This is a genomic window from Streptomyces sp. BK022 (assembly GCF_004217355.1).
Lineage (GTDB): Bacteria > Actinomycetota > Actinomycetes > Streptomycetales > Streptomycetaceae > Streptomyces > Streptomyces griseoluteus.
Genome location: NZ_SHKU01000002.1, coordinates 462,596 through 479,038 on the forward strand (window position 1 = coordinate 462,596; position 16,443 = coordinate 479,038).

General features: G+C 74.0%; 14 protein-coding genes. All 14 read left to right on the top strand.

Translation table 11 applies throughout. The features are described from left to right. Positions 1-56: 56 nt before the first annotated feature. The 14 genes from EV284_RS08220 to EV284_RS08285 all read left to right on the top strand — a co-directional run bounded on the left by EV284_RS08220 (position 57) and on the right by EV284_RS08285 (position 16,440). Entirely contained in the window at positions 57-1,331 is a 1,275-nt protein-coding gene (locus EV284_RS08220) for an MFS transporter (protein ID WP_130331834.1), read from the top strand. Between the two features lie 68 nt (positions 1,332-1,399). Then, the gene (locus tag EV284_RS08225) at positions 1,400-2,797 is read left to right on the top strand and encodes a hypothetical protein (RefSeq protein WP_130331836.1); all 1,398 of its coding nucleotides are present in this window, start codon (positions 1,400-1,402) and stop codon (positions 2,795-2,797) included. A gap of 44 nt (positions 2,798-2,841) precedes the next feature. Continuing rightward, positions 2,842-4,062 carry a hypothetical protein gene (locus EV284_RS08230; RefSeq protein ID WP_242625650.1) on the top strand — a complete coding sequence of 407 codons (1,221 nt, stop codon included), beginning with the start codon at positions 2,842-2,844 and terminating at the stop codon, positions 4,060-4,062. A gap of 130 nt (positions 4,063-4,192) precedes the next feature. After that, positions 4,193-5,512, top strand: coding sequence for a cation:proton antiporter (locus EV284_RS08235; RefSeq protein WP_130331840.1), 1,320 nt, complete (start codon positions 4,193-4,195; stop codon positions 5,510-5,512). A gap of 53 nt (positions 5,513-5,565) precedes the next feature. Next, positions 5,566-6,258 (top strand): VOC family protein, encoded by a 693-nt coding sequence (locus EV284_RS08240; RefSeq protein ID WP_165425480.1) that lies wholly within the window; start codon positions 5,566-5,568, stop codon positions 6,256-6,258. Next, positions 6,255-7,991 (top strand): hypothetical protein, encoded by a 1,737-nt coding sequence (locus tag EV284_RS08245; protein WP_130331844.1) that lies wholly within the window; start codon positions 6,255-6,257, stop codon positions 7,989-7,991. Before EV284_RS08240 ends, EV284_RS08245 begins: the two co-directional genes overlap by 4 nt. Next, positions 7,981-9,312, top strand: a complete 1,332-nt coding sequence (locus tag EV284_RS08250; RefSeq protein ID WP_130331846.1) for an amidase — start codon at positions 7,981-7,983, stop codon at positions 9,310-9,312. Before EV284_RS08245 ends, EV284_RS08250 begins: the two co-directional genes overlap by 11 nt. Continuing rightward, entirely contained in the window at positions 9,309-10,805 is a 1,497-nt protein-coding gene (locus EV284_RS08255) for a glutamine synthetase family protein (protein ID WP_130331848.1), read from the top strand. The genes EV284_RS08250 and EV284_RS08255 overlap by 4 nt, the downstream gene beginning before the upstream one ends. After that, on the top strand, positions 10,792-11,820 hold the full coding sequence (locus EV284_RS08260) for a GNAT family N-acetyltransferase (protein WP_130331850.1): 1,029 nt from the start codon (positions 10,792-10,794) through the stop codon (positions 11,818-11,820). The genes EV284_RS08255 and EV284_RS08260 overlap by 14 nt, the downstream gene beginning before the upstream one ends. Continuing rightward, entirely contained in the window at positions 11,817-13,286 is a 1,470-nt protein-coding gene (locus tag EV284_RS08265; protein WP_130331852.1) for a phosphotransferase, read from the top strand. The genes EV284_RS08260 and EV284_RS08265 overlap by 4 nt, the downstream gene beginning before the upstream one ends. Continuing rightward, complete coding sequence (locus EV284_RS08270) at positions 13,283-14,020, top strand: class I SAM-dependent methyltransferase (protein ID WP_130331854.1); 738 nt, start codon at positions 13,283-13,285, stop codon at positions 14,018-14,020. Before EV284_RS08265 ends, EV284_RS08270 begins: the two co-directional genes overlap by 4 nt. Further along, the gene (locus EV284_RS08275) at positions 14,017-15,288 is read left to right on the top strand and encodes a lyase family protein (protein WP_207228969.1); all 1,272 of its coding nucleotides are present in this window, start codon (positions 14,017-14,019) and stop codon (positions 15,286-15,288) included. The genes EV284_RS08270 and EV284_RS08275 overlap by 4 nt, the downstream gene beginning before the upstream one ends. Then, positions 15,285-15,707 carry a GNAT family N-acetyltransferase gene (locus EV284_RS08280; RefSeq protein WP_130331856.1) on the top strand — a complete coding sequence of 141 codons (423 nt, stop codon included), beginning with the start codon at positions 15,285-15,287 and terminating at the stop codon, positions 15,705-15,707. The genes EV284_RS08275 and EV284_RS08280 overlap by 4 nt, the downstream gene beginning before the upstream one ends. Continuing rightward, entirely contained in the window at positions 15,700-16,440 is a 741-nt protein-coding gene (locus EV284_RS08285) for a gamma-glutamyl-gamma-aminobutyrate hydrolase family protein (protein WP_130331858.1), read from the top strand. Before EV284_RS08280 ends, EV284_RS08285 begins: the two co-directional genes overlap by 8 nt. Positions 16,441-16,443: the final 3 nt, after the last annotated feature.

A 16,443-nucleotide genomic window follows, 5' to 3' on the forward strand; every position in this document is an offset into this window, starting at 1 on the left:
AAGTACACGGACGCCGGGCACCCACGAACGTGCCCGGCATCCGGAAGGAGAACGAAGTGACGACCGACGTCCCGACGGTCACCCCGCCGGAGGCGGAGTCCGCCTCCGGCCCGGCCCGGCCGGGCCGGCAGTTCGCGAAGCTGTGGTGCGCCTCGGGCGCCTCGGCCCTCGGCGAGGGTGTGACGCTGGCCGCGGCGCCGCTCCTGGCGAGCAGGTTCACCGACGACCCCCGGCTCATCGCGGGTGTCAGCATGGCCCTGACGCTGCCCTACGCCCTGTTCGGGATACCGGCCGGCGTCATCGTCGACCGGGTCGACCGGCGCCGGACCATGGCCCGCATCGACCTCTTCCGGGGCTGCCTCGTCACCGTGTTCACCCTGTCCCTCGCGGCCGGCCTCGGCAGCCTGTGGACCCTGTACGTCTGCCTCTTCCTCATCGGAAGCTGCGAGACCGTCTTCCGCAACGCCGCCCAGACCCTGGTGCCCGCCGTCGTACCCGAGGACCTGCTGGTCACCGCGAACGGGCGGATCATGGGGTCGGAGAAGGTGGCCAACCAATTCGTCGGGCCGCTCGTCGGCTCGTCCCTGTTCGTGCTCGCCGTCTCCCTTCCGTTCGGCGTCAACGCCGCCACCTTCTTCACCTCCGCCTTCCTGCTCAGCCGGCTGCGCACCCGGCCGGGCGGCGAGACCCGGCCGGCCGGCGGCGGGGGCGCGCGGCACCTGCTCACGGACATGGCGGCCGGCCTGCGCTGGCTCTTCGCCCACCGGGTGCTGCGCAGCCTCTCCCTGACGGCCGGAGCCATCAACGTCGTCTACACCGGCGCGCTGGCGGTGCTCGTCGTCTACGCCCACCGGGAGCTGGGGCTGTCCGACTTCGGGTACGGCGTGCTCGTCGCCTGCCAGGCCGTCGGCGCGGTCGCCGCCGCGAAGCTGTCACCGGCGCTCGTGCGGCGCGTCGGGCACGGCTGGACGCTCGTCTGCGTCGGCGCCGCGATCGGCTGCAGCAACCTGGTCATGTGGCTGCTGCCCTCCGTCTGGGCCGTGGGCGCGGCCCTGGCCGTCGGTGCCTGTGCCTCCGTCACCTGGGACATCGTGGCCGTGGTACTGCGCCAGACCCAGGTGCCGAGGGAGCTGCAGGGCCGGGTCAACAGCGTCTACCGGCTGTTCGCCTGGGGTGCGCTCCCGGTGGGCGCCGGCCTCGCGGGGGTCGTCTCCAAGAGCCAGGGCACCCCCGCGGTGTACGCGCTCGGCGTCGGCGTCATGGCCCTCGTGACCCTCCGGCTGGCCTTCGGGGTCCGCAAGTGGATCAAGGGCGTCGCCTCCGACGGGTGAGGACGCCCCGGCGACCGTCCTCCCCGCTCCGCCCGCACCCGTCCGTATCGACCGAAAGCGAAACCCTCATGACTCACCCCGTCCTGGCCCCCCGGTCGGACCTGGGCTCCCGGTACCTCGCGTCGCCGGCGCTCCGCGACGCCGACCCGGCCGACCTGACCCGGCACGTGGTGGCCGACGAACTCGTGACGGTGGCCTACCAGGGCCGCTTCCTGCCCGCACCGGTCTTCCTGTCCGCGGGGGAACGCCGCTCCGTGGCCGGTGACCTCTTCCGGGTCCACCAGATGCTCACCCAGCTTCCCGAGCGGCTCTTCGACTCGGACGCCGGCGCCATGGCGCGGGAGGTCGGCATGACCGACACCCAGGCCGAGACCGTGCAGCGCGCGGCCAGGGCGGGGGCCCCGCTCAAGGCGCTGGCCCGCTCCGACCTCTACCGGGCCGCCGACGGCTTCAAGCTGCTGGAGCTCAACATCACCAGCGCGCTCGGCGGCTTCGAGAACGCGGGCATCGCGCGCGCCATGCTGAAGCACCCGGCCCTCGCCTCCTTCGTCGAGGAGAACGGCCTCGCCTACGCGGACACCTTCGGCGGCATCGTCAAGACGCTCTACGCCGAGTGCGCCGCGCACATGCCCGCCGACCGGCGTCCCGTGGTCGCCCTGGTGGACTGGCCCGAGAGCTTCAAGACGTACGAGCCCCGGCTCAAGGTGATGGCGGCGCTCTTCGACGCCCTCGGCATCGACGCCCTGCCCTGCCACGCGGGCCAGGTCCGCGAGCGGGCGGGCCGGCTGGAGGTGCACGGCCGCGCCGTCGACGTGGTCTACCGCTTCTTCCTCGTCGAGGAGATCGCCACCCCCGCCGACGCCGAACTCGTCGAGCCCGTCCTGCGCGCCTTCGAGGAGGGCCGGGTGGGCATGTTCAGCCGCCTGGACGCGGAGCTGTACGGCAACAAGGGCACTCTTGCGATGCTCTCCGACGACCGCAACCGCTCCGTGTTCTCCGCCGAGGAACTCGCCTGCGTCGACCGGTTCCTGCCCTGGACCCGGCACGTCAGGGAGATCTCCACGGACGCCGCCGGCGAGCGCCTGGACCTGATCGGCCACGCCGTGGCCCACCAGGAGCAGCTCATCCTCAAGCCCACCCTGCTGCACGGCGGCAGCGGCATCGTGCCGGGCTGGACCGTCGGCCCCGAGGAGTGGCGCAAGCAGGTCACCGCCGCACTGGACGGCCCCTACGTGCTCCAGGAGCGCATCCGCCCCGTACCCGAGGTCTTCCCGGCCGACGAGGGCACCGGGACCCAGGAACTCTTCCTCAACTGGGGCGTGTTCCTCACCGACCCGCAGATCACCGGCAACGACGGCTACAACGGCTGCCTCGTGCGCGGCAGCACCGATCCGGAGGTCGGGATCGTCAGCATGTCCGGCGGCGCCCGTGTCGCCTGCTCCTTCTTCGAGACCGACGAAGCCTGACGTCCCGGAACCTCGGAAAGGGGATCACGTTGAAGATAGCTGTGGTGGACGGTCACTCGACCGGACGTGCGCTGGTCTCGGCCCTCCGTGAGCGCGGGGCGGTCTGTGTCCACGTACAGAGTTCACCGGACATGTCCGCGTACTTCACGCGCGGCTTCCGGGCCGAGGACTACGAGACCCTTCTCGACGGGACGGCCGCGCCGGACGCGCTCGCCGCGCGTCTGACCGCGCTGGGCGTGGACCGGGTGGTGGCCGGCACCGAGTCGGGGGTCATCCTCGCCGACACCCTGACCCATCTGATGGGGCTGCCCGGCAACCGCCACGACACGCTCACCGCCCGGCGCGACAAGCGGGTGATGGCGGCCGCGGCGGCCGCCGCCGGTGTCGCCATGCCGCGCGGAGAGTCCTTCACGGACGCCATGGCGGCCATGGACTGGTACACCGGCAACCGTCTCGTCGAGGCCGTCGTCAAGCCGCCGAGCAGCGCGGGAACGGACAACGTGCGCTTCTGCCGCACCCGGGACGAGGTGCTCCTCGCCTGCAAGACGGTGCTCGCCTCCGAGAACCTCTACGGCGAGCCCAACACCGCGGCCCTGGTCCAGGAACGCGTGCACGGCGTCGAGTACTACGCCAACTCCGTCTCGCACGACGGCCTGCACCGGGTGGCCGAACTCTGGCGCTACACCAAGCGGGCGGGCAGCGCGGGCTATCCGGTCTACGACTACGAGGAGCCGGTGCCCGTGGACTCGCCCGAGGCGGAGGTGCTGCGCCGATTCGTCGGCGAGGCCCTCGACGCCCTCGGCATCGTCTCGGGCGCGGCGCACACCGAGGTCATGATGACCGCACGCGGCCCCGTCCTCATCGAGTCGGGCGCCCGGCTCGGCGGGGGCACCGCCCCCGCCGTCGTCGAACGGTGCGCCGGCACCTCCCAGACCCGCCTGCTCGCGGAGACGCTCCTCGACCCGCACCGGCTGCGGGACTTCGACGACACGGCCGTCGAGTGGAGGGGCGCCCTGCGCAACGTCGCGCTGATCAACTCCCGTCCCGGAACGGTCGCTTCGCTGGACTGGACGAAGCGCCTTGAGGCACTCCCCACCCTGGTGCACCTCGTGCACGGGGCCGTCGTGGGCGAGCACCTGGGGGAGACGGTCGACCTGATCAGCTCGCCGGGCTACGTCTACCTCGCCGACGAGGACCCCCGCGCGATCGAGCGCGACTACCGGGCGCTGCGCGCCCTGGAGGACGAGGGCCTCTACACCGGCTGAGCCCCGCACCACCCGGCGCGACACCGCCGGACCCCGCACGGCAGGAACGGACCTGACGACCCGGACGGCACGACACCGGCCCCGGCGCCCCGCGCCTCGGACGGCCCGGACGGTGAGAGAGAGGAAAGAGATGACCCTGGCAGCAGGACCCGTCCCTGCCATCGGTCACGGGGAGGTGCTCGTCCTCCTCGTGCAGATCGGTGTGCTGCTGACCCTCGCGGTCGGCCTCGGCAGGCTCGCCGCGCGGCTGAACCTGCCCGCGGTGGTCGGCGAGCTGGTCGCCGGGGTGCTCCTCGGACCCTCGTTGCTCGGCACCGCGTTCCCGGCGGTGTCGCAGTGGCTGCTGCCGCGCGAGCCGGAGCAGATGCACCTGCTCAGCGCGGTCGCGCAGCTCGGAGCGCTGCTCCTGGTGGGAGTCAGCGGGGCCCACATCGACCTGGGGCTGCTGCGGCGCGAGAGGAGGGCCGTGGCCTGGGTCAGCGCGGGCAGCGTGCTCCTGCCCCTGGCCCTGGGGGTGGGCCTCGGCTTCCTGCTGCCGGCGTCGCTGCTCGGCAGCAACGGCGACCGGCCCACGTTCGCGCTGTTCATCGGCGTGGCCATCGCGGTCAGCGCCCTCCCCGTCATCGCCAAGACGCTGCTGGACATGGGGCTGATGCACCGCAATGTCGGCCAGCTCATCATCGGCGCGGCGGCCGTCAGCGACATCCTCGGCTGGCTGCTGCTGTCGGTCGTCTCCGCCATGGCGACCGCCGGCTTCCGCGCCGGTGTCCTCGCGCGGTCGGTGGCCGCCCTGCTGCTGGTACTCGCCCTGACCGCGTTCGTCGCCCGGCCCCTGATCGGGCGGCTCCTGCGCCGGACCGAGCGGTCCGGGAACGGGGACACCGGCCTCTCGGTGACCGTGGTGCTGATCGTGCTGGCGGCTGCCGGGACGCACGCCCTGGGGATGGAACCCATCCTCGGCGCCTTCCTGTGCGGCACCGTCATCGGTTCGCTCGGCGGCGGCGGACGCAGGTACCTGCACGCCATGCGGCCGTTCGTGATGGCCGTCCTCGCCCCGCTGTTCCTCGCCACCGCCGGGCTCCAGGTCGACCTGAGCGCCCTGCGCCGGCCCCCCGTCCTGCTGGCCGCGCTGGTCACCCTGCTCGTCGCCGTGGGCGCCAAGTGCGCGGGCGGCTACCTCGGAGCCCGGCTCGGCAGGCTCGGCCACGACGAGGCCGTGGCCATCGGCGCCGGCCTCAACGCCCGCGGTGTCGTGGAGATCGTGCTGGCCTCCGTCGGGCTGAACATCGGGGTGCTCAACAGCGCCTCCTACACGGTCGTGGTCCTCGTGGCCATCGTCACCTCCGTCATGGCTCCACCGATCCTGCGCCGCACCACGGGACGCATGGCCCAGACCGCCGTCGAGACCCGCCGGGAACGGGAGTACGCCTCCCACTCCGCCGCGTCCTGACGACCCCCACACGTAAACCCCTCAAGGAGAGACCCTCCATGGCAATGCGTGGCGTGTCACACGTCGAAGTGTTCGTACGGGACAAGGTCTCGGCGGTCCGGCACCTGAGGTCCTCGCTCGGCTTCGCCCATGTCGCCGACTGCGTCGAGGTGGACCGGAGCTCCGCCCTGCTGCGCCGCGGGGAGGTGCAGGTGGTGGCCACGTCCGGCTGGGCCACCCGCGCGTTCATCGCCCGCAACGGCGAAGGGGTCGCCGGTTTCGCCGTCACCTGCGACGACGTCCCCGCGGCCGAGGGGGCCGCGCGGGCCCTGGGCGCCGAGGTCAGCGCTCTCCCGCGAGGCCGCGTGACGGTCACCGGCATCGGAGACGTCGCGCACACCCTGCTGCCGGCCGACGGCCACGACCCCGGCGCCCCGCCCGCCGGCCGCCGGTGGGTGCCGCGCGACGGCGCCTGGCCGGCCGCCGGGGGCGCCTGGGCGCTGGAGCGCGTGGAGCTGCGCCTCCCGGTGGCCCTGAGGGAGCGTTACCCGGCCTTCCTCAGCCGGGTGTTCGGTCTCGAGCGGCACCCCGCTCAGCGCTCCTGGCTGTACAGCGCGCCGGCGGGGGTGACCTTCGCGCTGGAGGAACAGCGGGCGCCGGTCCCTCTCGAACCTCCCGCGAGGGCGGCCGCCGGGTCCCCGCCGGCCGCCTCCGTGACCGCGTACGGCCTCGCGTTCCGCGCGCTTCCGGCACCGGTGCTGCGATGAAGCCCGTGGAGGAGGCCGGGAGCATCGCCAGTCCCGGCTGGGACGGGCTGATACGCCGGGTCGCCTCGGACGCGGCCTCGCACGCACCCGCCGTCGGCGCGGTCCTCGACACCCTGATCGCCATGGGCGGCACCGTGCCGGTGGAACACGGGCTCGGCGCCCTGCCGCGCGAGTCGCGCGAACTGGTGGGCGTCCTGCGCACCCTGCCCTGCCTCGCCGCAGCCCCCCGCGCGGAGGACGGCGCGGAGCGGGACCGGGGCGCGGACGAGGGGTACGGGGAGGGCCTGGCGGTCGGCATCGCCGCGGACGGGCGGACCCATCTGGTGCGCCTGCCCGACGGGCTGGAGCCCGTCGCCGTGATCCGCGGGGCCACCCCGGCCGCCGCCCGGCGACTCGCCGCCGCCCTGGACCGGTGGCGTTCGTTACGGCAGGCCGCCGACGCCGAACGGGAGGAGATCAGACGCTGGCTGGCGGCCCGCGACCGGGCGGAGGTCGACGACCGGCTGGCGCACCTCGGACACCTGCTGCTGCACATGGCACCCCTGCGGACGTTCGTCGGGGACACCTCCTTCACCAACCTCGGCAAGGGCAACCTGCCGGGCCGCTCGGTCGCCGCCGACCACGAGGCCAGCGTGCTGCGCCGGCTGCGCGCGGAGCCCGTGGAGCGGTGGAGCGCCGAGGAGGCCGCCTTCGTGGGCGTCTGCTGGGTCCTCATGGCCAGCGGCCCGCAGTCCCGGCTGGAGGAGGCCAACGGCATGTGCCTCGACCTGCCCTGGCTGTCCGACTTCCTCGCCGAGCGGGCGAACCGGTACGGACTCCGGCCCGCCGGCCCCGCCGGGAAGGACGCACACGACATCGACGTCCTCCTGGAACTCGCCGCGCGCCTCGCCGAGTGCCGCGCGGGGCTGCTCCGCGAGGGCCGCACCTTCTACCGCGAGATCCACGGCGCCAGCCTCCACAAGGAGGAGCGGCTCCTGCCCGGTACCCCCGGCCACCGGTCCCTCACCGTGGGGGGCCACACCTGGAGCATGTGGCCCGAGTCGGCCCCGTCCACCGCGCACATGGGCCGGCACGCGGCCCTCCGGGTCCGGCGGGCACCGGCCGCCGAACGCTCCGACACCCGCGCCCTGACCCTGCACGACCTGCTCCGCGAGGTCGCCGGGGCCACCCGCTCCGACGTCGCCCTGGCCCGCGGCCCCCGCGACCTGGCGCTCATCGACGAGGACCCGGCGAGCGCCCTCGCCTTCGGCACCGGCGACTTCTACTGCTGCGTCGTGGCCGGGACGGAGTTCGCCGACCGGCGCCGGGGCCAGGAGCCCCCGCTGCACCGGATACTCACCGCGTACAGCGCCCGGATGCGCTTCAACAGCTGGCACTACCTCCCGCACGTCCTCGGCCGCACCGACCAGGAACGCGACGACTGGTTCTTCGCCCCCACCATGCCCGACCTGACCCACGGCTCCCAGTGGCACCACACCGGGCACGTGAAGTTCGGCGTCCGGCACGCCATCCGGGTGCCGTTCGCCACCACTTTGGGCGGCCGCGACCTGCCCGGCCTGCACGACCTGCGCCTGGTGCGGACCACCGACGAGCCCTACACCCTCCGGGAGCTGGAGACGGCCGTCGCCTTCGGACAGGTCCTGCGGGCCTTCCACGAGGACGCGTTCGCGGTCTGCCGGGACGCGGTGACCCAGTTCGACAACGCGTGGTTCCGGAGCGCCCATGAGGACTGAACCGCTGTCCGTCGAACCGCTGTCGGCGCATCTCCTCCTCGGCCGCTACGCGCGGGGGGAGCTGCGCCCCTCCGACCATGTCGCCGCCGTCCTCGACCGGATCGACGCCGGCGGCCCGGCCGGCTCGGCGTACGTGCTGCTGGACCGCGCGGGGGCCATGGCGGCGGCCCGCCGCGCCGACGCGGAGTTCCGGGCCGGGCGGCCCGCCGGCCCGCTCAGCGGTGTGCCCGTCTCCGTCAAGGACCTGCTGGACGTGGCGGGGCTGCCCACCGGGCGCGGCAGGGGCGGGCCCGCGCCCGCCCCCGCCCCGCACGACTCGCCGGTCGTTGCGGTGCTGCGCCGCGCGGGCGCGGTGATCGTGGGCAAGACCCGCACCTCCGAGGACGGGTGGTCCGCCAGCACGGTCGGGCCGTCCGGACCGGCCACCGTCAACCCCCTGTTCCCGGAGCGCACCAGCGGCGGTTCGAGCGGCGGGGCGGCCGTGGCCGTGGCGACCGGGACCGGCCCCATCGCGATCGGCACGGACGGGGCCGGGTCGGTGCGGATACCCGCCGCCTGGTGCGGGGTCGTCGGCTTCAAGCCGACCTGGCAGCGCTGGGACTACGGCCCCCGCGGCGACCGCCTGTCGCACGTCGGCTCGCTCACCGCCTCGGTCGAGGACGCCCTGCTCATGGACGCGCTCGTCACCTCCGCCCCGCTCTCCTCCGTCCCGGCGCCCCGGCCGGCCCGGAGCCCGGACCTGGTGTGGCCGGTGCTGTCCCGCGCGTCCCACCTCGACGCCACGCTGCGCGCACGGCTCGCCACACTGCTGGACGGACCCGTTCCCGAGGTGCGGCTGGACACCGGCGGCGCCCACCGGGCGCTGGCGGACCTGCTCTCGGCGGGGGAGTACCCGCGCCTGGCCGACGGCCCGCTGTGGCCCGGACACGCCCAGGTGGCCCGGTGGGGTGCCGAGGTGACGGAGAGCGGGCTGCGCGCCGCGGAGGCCACCTGCCGGCGTCTGACGGCCGCGGTCGACGAGGCGCTCGCCGGCCACGACGCGCTCGCGCTGCCCACCGTGGCCGTCCCCGCCTTCGGCCGGGACGAGGAGTTCCCCGCCGGCACCGCCGCGCGGGACTGGCTCGCCTGGGCGGAGCACACCTTCGTCACCAATCTGACCGGACACCCCGCCGTCAGCGTCCCGCTGGGCAGCGGACCCGACGGCATGCCGGCCGGGCTCCAGCTCATCGGCCGCCGGGGCGGCGACCGGGCCCTGCTGTCCCTCGCCCGCGACGTGCGGGACCGCTGGGAATCAAGCACGACGAGGAAGGCGACACCATGAAGAGAGACGACCGCGGGGAGTCGGGGGCGACGGCCTCCGGCATGGGAGCCGGCACGAGCACGCGTCCGGGCGCCGTCACCTCCGGTGCCGGGGACCCCGCCGCCGTCCTGGCGGCCGCCCGCACGGTGAGCGTCGTGCACGTGCTCTACGGCGACCCGCACGGCATCGCCCGCTCCAAGGCGCTGTCCCCGGGTGCCTTCGCCGACGCGCTCCAGGACGGCGTCGACTTCAGCCCCGGCCCGCTCGTCTTCGACACCGGCCACGCGATCGCGGTGAGCATCGACGACACCGCCTTCGTGGGCGAACTGCGCGGCGCGGGGGACATGGTCGTCGTCCCCGACCTCGGCACCTGGACCGTCACCGAGAGCGGCGGGCGCCGTGTCGGCTGGGTCATCGGCGACGAGCGGCTGCGCGGCGGCGACCCCCACCCGCTCTCCAGCCGCCGGGTCCTGCACGAGACCGTCCGGCGCGCCGCACGGCACGGCTGGACGCCGGTCATCGGGATCGAGCTGGAGTTCTACCTGCTGCGCCGCCTCCACGAGCACTACGCCGGCACCCCCGGCGGCTTCGGCGTACAGGGTCTGCCCGAGCCGGTCGCGGTGATCGACGGGGGCTACCAGTTCAACTCCACGCGCCTTCTGGAGGCCGCCCTCGATCTCCTCACCCCGCTGTGGGAGCCGCTGGAGGCGCTCGGCGCCCGGCTGCGGACCGTCGAGCACGAGTCGGGCCCCGGCCAGCTGGAGATCACCTTCGCACCGCAGGACGCCCTCGCGGCCGCCGACACCGTACTGCTGCTGCGCACCTGGCTGAAGTGCTTCACCCGGCCGCACGGACTGCACGTGTCGTTCATGGGCCTGCCCGCCGTCGACCACGGCGACCCCAGCGGCTGGCATCTGCACCAGTCGGGCCTGCGCGCGGACGGCACCCCCTGGTTCGCCGGCGGGGCGGACGGTGAACTCGGCCCGGAGGGACGCAGTTACGTCGCGGGCCTCGTGCGCCGGGCCGCCGACTTCGCGCTGCTGAGCAACGGCACGGTCAACGCGTACCACCGCTTCGCGCCCGAGCACGCGCTCTCCCCGACCCGGCTGGGCTGGGCCCGCGAGGACCGGGGCGCCCTGATCCGGGTCGCGGACGGCGGGGCCCCTCACTCGGTGCACGCGGAGAACCGCGTGGGCGACCCCACCGCCAACCCCTACCTCTACATCGCCGCGCAGATCTCCTCCGGCGTGGAGGGCGTCGTCGACGCGCTGCCCCTCGGCCCCGAGGCGCGGCGCCCCCAGCAGGAGGGCGAGTCGCTGCCGCGCGACCTGGGCGAGGCCGTCGAGCGGTTCGAGTCGTCCAAGGCCGCCCGGGAACTCGTCGGCCACGACCTCCACCGGGCGCTCGTGGAGCTCAAGCGCAGCGAGTGGAACCGGTTCACCGAGGCGGCGGGGGAGTTTCACCACGGACGGGTAAGCGAATGGGAAGCGTGTGAATACAGTGACGAGTACTGAGAACTCCTACCGCGTCGAGGTCCTGGACAGCGTCGAGGAACTGCCGGCGGAGTGCGCGCTCATGGCCGCGGAGCTGGGCCTGTCCACCTTCTACTACGGCACCGAGTTCCTGCGCGCCTACGAGCGCGAGCCGATCCAGCAGGTGCACCACACCCGTTACCTCCTCGTCCGGGACACCGCCGAACGGGTGGTCGCCTTCGTGCCCTGCTACGTGCAGGGAGACCCCCTGCGGGCCCTGGACCTGGCCGAGGGCGAGGTCGTCCTGCTCAGCCATGTCTGGCACTGCTCCGACAGCCGGCTGGCCACCCGCAGCGAGGACCCCGCCGTCGCCGTGGCGGTGGAACGCGCCATGCGGGCACTCGCCCGCGAACTCGGCGCCGGGCGCTACGGGTTCATCAACGTCGCCCGGCAGGGCCCGACGGCGCCGCTGCTGTGCGCGGCCGGCTTCACGCCCCGGCACATCGACACCCGCTACGTCATCGACCTCGCCGCCGCCGGGGACTTCGACGGGTACCTCCAGGGCCTTCGGCCCAACGCCCGCGGCGAGTACCGGCGTCAGCTCAACCGGGCGCGCGACGCGGGCGTGGTCACGTCGGTGCGGGTGCCCGAAGGCGCCGAGGACCCGGCGAGCCTCGACCTCTTCGAGAAGCTGATGGCCAACGTCGGCTCGGCGGGCTACTACGACAAGGAACGGATCTCGCGCTTCCTCACCCACGTCCCCTCCGGCGCCCGGATCGTCGAGGTCCACCAGGACGGCGAACTCCTCGCGAAGTCCGTCGTCTTCCTCGAGGAGACGAAGATCCACGCCTGGGCCGGCGGCTACGACCGCTACGCGGACGAGGACGCGAAGCGCCCCTTCAGCAGCTACTACGTGCTCATCGCCGCGATCCTCAGGCTGGGCTTCGAGGCCGGTGTCCGCTACTTCGAGGGCGGCCGCCGCAACGGCCCCTTCAAGGAGCGGTACGGGATGAGCCCGGTCGAACTCGACGCCTACATCAAGGAGGTCGCCCCGTGACGGGTCCCGCCCCGCACGCCGCACGCTGGATGACACCGTCGGACCTCGCCGAGTTCGCCGCCCTCCTGCCCCCGGCCGTCCCCGCGCGCGAGGCGCTCGGCCCGGCGGACGTGTACGTCCTCGGCGACGGACCCGACGCCGACGCCTGCGCCACCCGGCTGCGCGAGGGGCTGGAGCCCTTCGGACTGCGCGTCGTACCGGTGCCCGACCCCCGGCCGGGCGTGCGCCTCGTCGCCACGCACCGCCCCGGTCCGCCGGCCACCTGGTCCGGCGCGGAGGCGGAGGAACTGGTGGCGGACGTACGGGCCGAACGGCTCGGCCACTGGGCCGGCCTCGCCACCGCCCCGCCGCGCCTGCGCACGCTGCACCGGCCCGGCTCCGACTCCACCGGCGTCGTCGAGTTCGAGTGCGCCGGGGGCACGTTCGTCGCCAAGACGGGCCCCGAGGACGTCATGCTCGCCGAGGAGGAGCACGTCCGGCGGGCCCACGACGGCGGCGGCCGCATCTTCCCCACCCCGCGCGGCTACGACGTCCGGGCCGGCTCGGCCACCCGCGTCATGGACGCCGTGCGCGAGGCCGGACTCGTCGAGACGATGTTCCGGCGGGGCGAGGACGGCCTGCTGCGCGCCGACCCCGCCCGGCTCGAGGCCCTCGGCGACCACCTGGACGTACTGACCCGGTGGCACGGCAGCACGCTCGCCGACGGCGAGCCGGAGGTCGCCCCCTACCTGTACGTGGACCGCTTCAGAGACCTGCCGGGGTCCGAGGCGTGCGCGTCCCTCGGGGCGCGGGTGCTGGGCCCCGCCGCCTACGCCCACGCCTTCGAGACCCCGGTCCTGCTGCCCGACGGCACCCGCGCCGACTACCGCGAACTGGTGTCCTGGGCCCAGGACACCTACCCCAAGTGGCGTCCGGTCCGGTCGTCCCTCGTGCACGGCGACATCTTCACCAGCAACCTCATGCGCGGGCAGGACGGCGAGCCCCGGTTCATCGACCCCCGCAGCGCCTGGGACGGTGTCGCCGAGGCCCCGGCGGGCCGCGGCGACCCCGTCTTCGACCTCGGCACCCTGCTGCACGCGATCTCGCCGATGGTCACCGTCCTGGACGCCTGCGAGCGCGGCGACGCCGCGGCGCTCCTGCCCGCCGGCCCACCCGGTGACGGTCCCGTCGACGCCACGGCCGCCGTGCCCGTCGCGGACGACCCGGCGCGCGCCGTCCTCCTCGGCCGCCTGGAACGGCTCACCGCCGACTGGGGCGACGCCGGGGTCCTCACCCGCCTCCATCTCGCCTCCGCGTGCAGCCTGCTCGGCTGGCTGAAGTACGCGAAGGTCCTGCGCACCCCCGAGGCCTGGTGGTCGGTCTTCCTCGCGGCCGTCGCCGACCTCGCCCGCGCCCGCCGCGTCCACGACGGACTCGGTCCCGCGTTCACCCACGACAGCACCCGGAAGGGCGGTCAACCCCGATGACCATCGACTACGACCAGATCGCCGGCGAGTACGCGCAGCACCGCCGCGCCTATCCCGAACTCGTCGAACACCTCGCCTCGCTGGTCCCGCGGGGCGGCACCGTCGCCGAGATCGGCTGCGGCACCGCGAACCACCTGCGGGGGATAGCCGCGCTGGTCGACTGCACCGCCGTGGGCCTCGACCCGCACGCCAAGATGCTGGAGGTGGCGGCCTCCGCCCCGGCGGGCGACCGCGCGAGCTACGTACGCGGCACGGCGGAGGACCTCTCCGTGCTCGGCATCCCGGCCGGCGGCGCCGACCTCGTCTTCAGCGTCGACATGGTGCACTACCTCGACGACCCGGGTGTCTACGCCGCCCAGGCGTGGGAGCTGCTGCGGCCCGGCGGCTACTTCTGCACGGCCACCGACTCCGAGTGGATCATCCGCAACCGGCTGCCCATGACGGCGTACTTCCCCGGCACCATCCCCCTCGAACTCGAGCGCCACCACGCCATCGAGGCCCTGGAGGAGGCGTACCGCGCGGCCGGGTTCACCGACCCCGGCACCCGCGTCTTCGGCGAGGAGGGCACGCTCGCGGACGCCACCCGCTTCCGGGACAAGGCCAACTCCGTGATGCATCTGCTGCCCGAGGACGAGTGGCGGGCGGGCCTGGAGCGCCTGGAGGCCGACCTGGCCCGCGGACCGGTGCCGTCGAACAACAGGACGTGCCTGCTCACGGTGAGGAAACCGCTGTGATCGCCCGCTATGTCACCCCGGCGATGGCCGCGCTGCTCGGCGAGGACCACCGCTACGACACCTGGCGCCGGGTCGAGGAGGCCGTCTGCGCCGCGTACGTCGACCTCGGCCTGATGCCCGAGAAGGTGCTGGCGGACGTCCGCGCCTCGGACTCCCCGACGGTCGAGGCGATCCGCTACGAGGAGACCCGGCGCGACCACGAGATCCTCGGCTTCCTCGAAGCCTGGGCCCCGCTCATCCCGGACGGCAGCGCCGCCATGGTGCACCGGGGGCTGACCAGTTACGACCTGGTCGACACCGCCAACGCGATCATCCTCAAAGAGGCGGGCGAACTCCTGCTGGCCGGGTGCGAGGAACTGCTCGCGGTCTTCCGCGACCGGATCACCCGGCACTGGGCCACCCCGTGCCTGGGTCGCACCCACGGCATGGCCGCCCAGGCGACGACCTTCGGCCACCGGCTGGCCACGATCGCCCTGGAACTGAACCGGGCGGTGGAGGTGCTGCGCCGGGCCGTGGAGGCGGTGGCCGTCGGCACCATCTCCGGCGCGGTGGGCACCTATGTCGAACTGCCCCTCGAACTCGAGACCTCGGTGCTGGACTCCCTCGGGGTCGGACGCGAGCCGCTCGCGAGCCAGGTCGTCGGACGCGACCGGCACGCTCAGCTCGCCTCCGCGCTCGCCCTGGTCAGCGCGGTCGTCGAACACCTCGCGCTCGACCTGCGCCTGCTGTCGCAGACCGGCGTGGAGGAGGTCGAGGAGCCCCGTCCGCCGCTGTACCAGGGGTCGAGCATCATGCCCCACAAGCACAACCCGACCGGCAGCGAGCGGCTGTGCGGCCTGGCACGCCTCGTCCGCGGAAACGCCACGGCCGTCCTGGAGACCGTGGCCCTCTGGAACGAGCGCGACCTGTCCAACTCGTGCGTGGAACGCGTCGCCCTGGCGGACGCGCTCAGCGTCACCGAGTACCAGGTGACGTTCGCGGCCGGACTGCTGCGCGGGCTGGTGGTCCGCGAGGACGTCATGCTCGCCAACCTCCGGCAGGCCGCCGTACGGCTCGGCAGCCCTCGTGCCATGACGGACCTCATCGACGCCGGCGCGAGCCGCGAGGAGGCGTACCGCCGGGTCCAGGCGGCCGTCGACAGCGACGACCCCGCCGCCCTGGCCGCCGTCGGGCTCACCGGGCGCGACACCCTCGACGAGGCCGAGCTGCGGCGGGTGCTGCCGCACCGCGACGAACTGTACGAACGAGTCATGAAGGAACTGGGATGACCCTCAGCTACACGACCGAATCACCCCGCGACGCCGACGTCGAGGAGATCGCCCGCGTCTACCGGGAGTCCGGCCTCGCCGAGCGCAGGCCCGTCGAGGACACCGAGCGGTTCACCGCGATGATCCGAGGGGCCGGCCTCCTCCTCGTCGCCCGCGAGGACGGCCGCGCGGTCGGCGTGGCACGGTGCCTGACCGACGACTCCTACGTCACCTACGTCAGCGACATCGCCGTCAGCGCGAGCCACCAGCGCACGGGCGTCGGCAAGGCCCTCCTCGACGAGATCGAGCGGTGCGTACCGGGCGTCAAGCTCGTCCTGCTCTCGGCCCCGGACGCGCGGGAGTACTACCCCAAGGTCGGCTTCGACCAGCACCCCTCCGCGTGGACCCGGCAGCCCGCAGAGGAGTGGAAGCGTGGCTAGGCCCCCGCTGGTCGGCATCACCACCTACCAGGAGACGGCGGTCTGGCGCGGCTGGGACCGCAGCGCCTCGCTGGTCCCGCGTGACTTCATCGATCCCCTGTACGCCGCCGGCGCCGCCGTCTGCCTGCTCCCGCCGGGCACCGACGACGAACACACGCTGCGGGCGGCGGACGGCATCGACGCCCTGGTCCTCGTCGGCGGCGCGGACATCGACCCGCGCATGTACGGCGGCGGGCCCGAGGGCTCGTCCCGCGACCGCGCCGAACGCGCCCTGCTGCTCAAGGCGCTGGCGGCCGACCTGCCGGTGCTGGGGATCTGCCGGGGCATGCAGATGATCAACGTGTGCCTCGGGGGCACGCTCGTGCCGCACCTGCCCGACACGCTCGGCACCGACGACCACCAGCCGCTGGAGCCGGTCTTCGTGCCGAAGCGGGTGACGCTCGATGCCGAGCGGCTGCCCGGCAGCGCGGTGGGCGGTCACTGGGACATACCGTGCTTCCATCATCAGGCGATCGACGCGCTCGGTACGGGCGTGCTGGCGACCGGCTGGACCGAGGACGGGGTGATCGAGGCGGTGTGTGTGCCCGAGCGGCGGTTCGTGGTGGGTGTCCAGGGACATCCGGAAGTCGCGCCCGTACGCGAGCTGTTCGGGGCCTTCGTCGCCGCGGCGGCGGAGCGGCGGAGCGACGGTGACGGTGTGCGGGAGCGGGTGGGGGGCGTGAACGCGGCATGACGG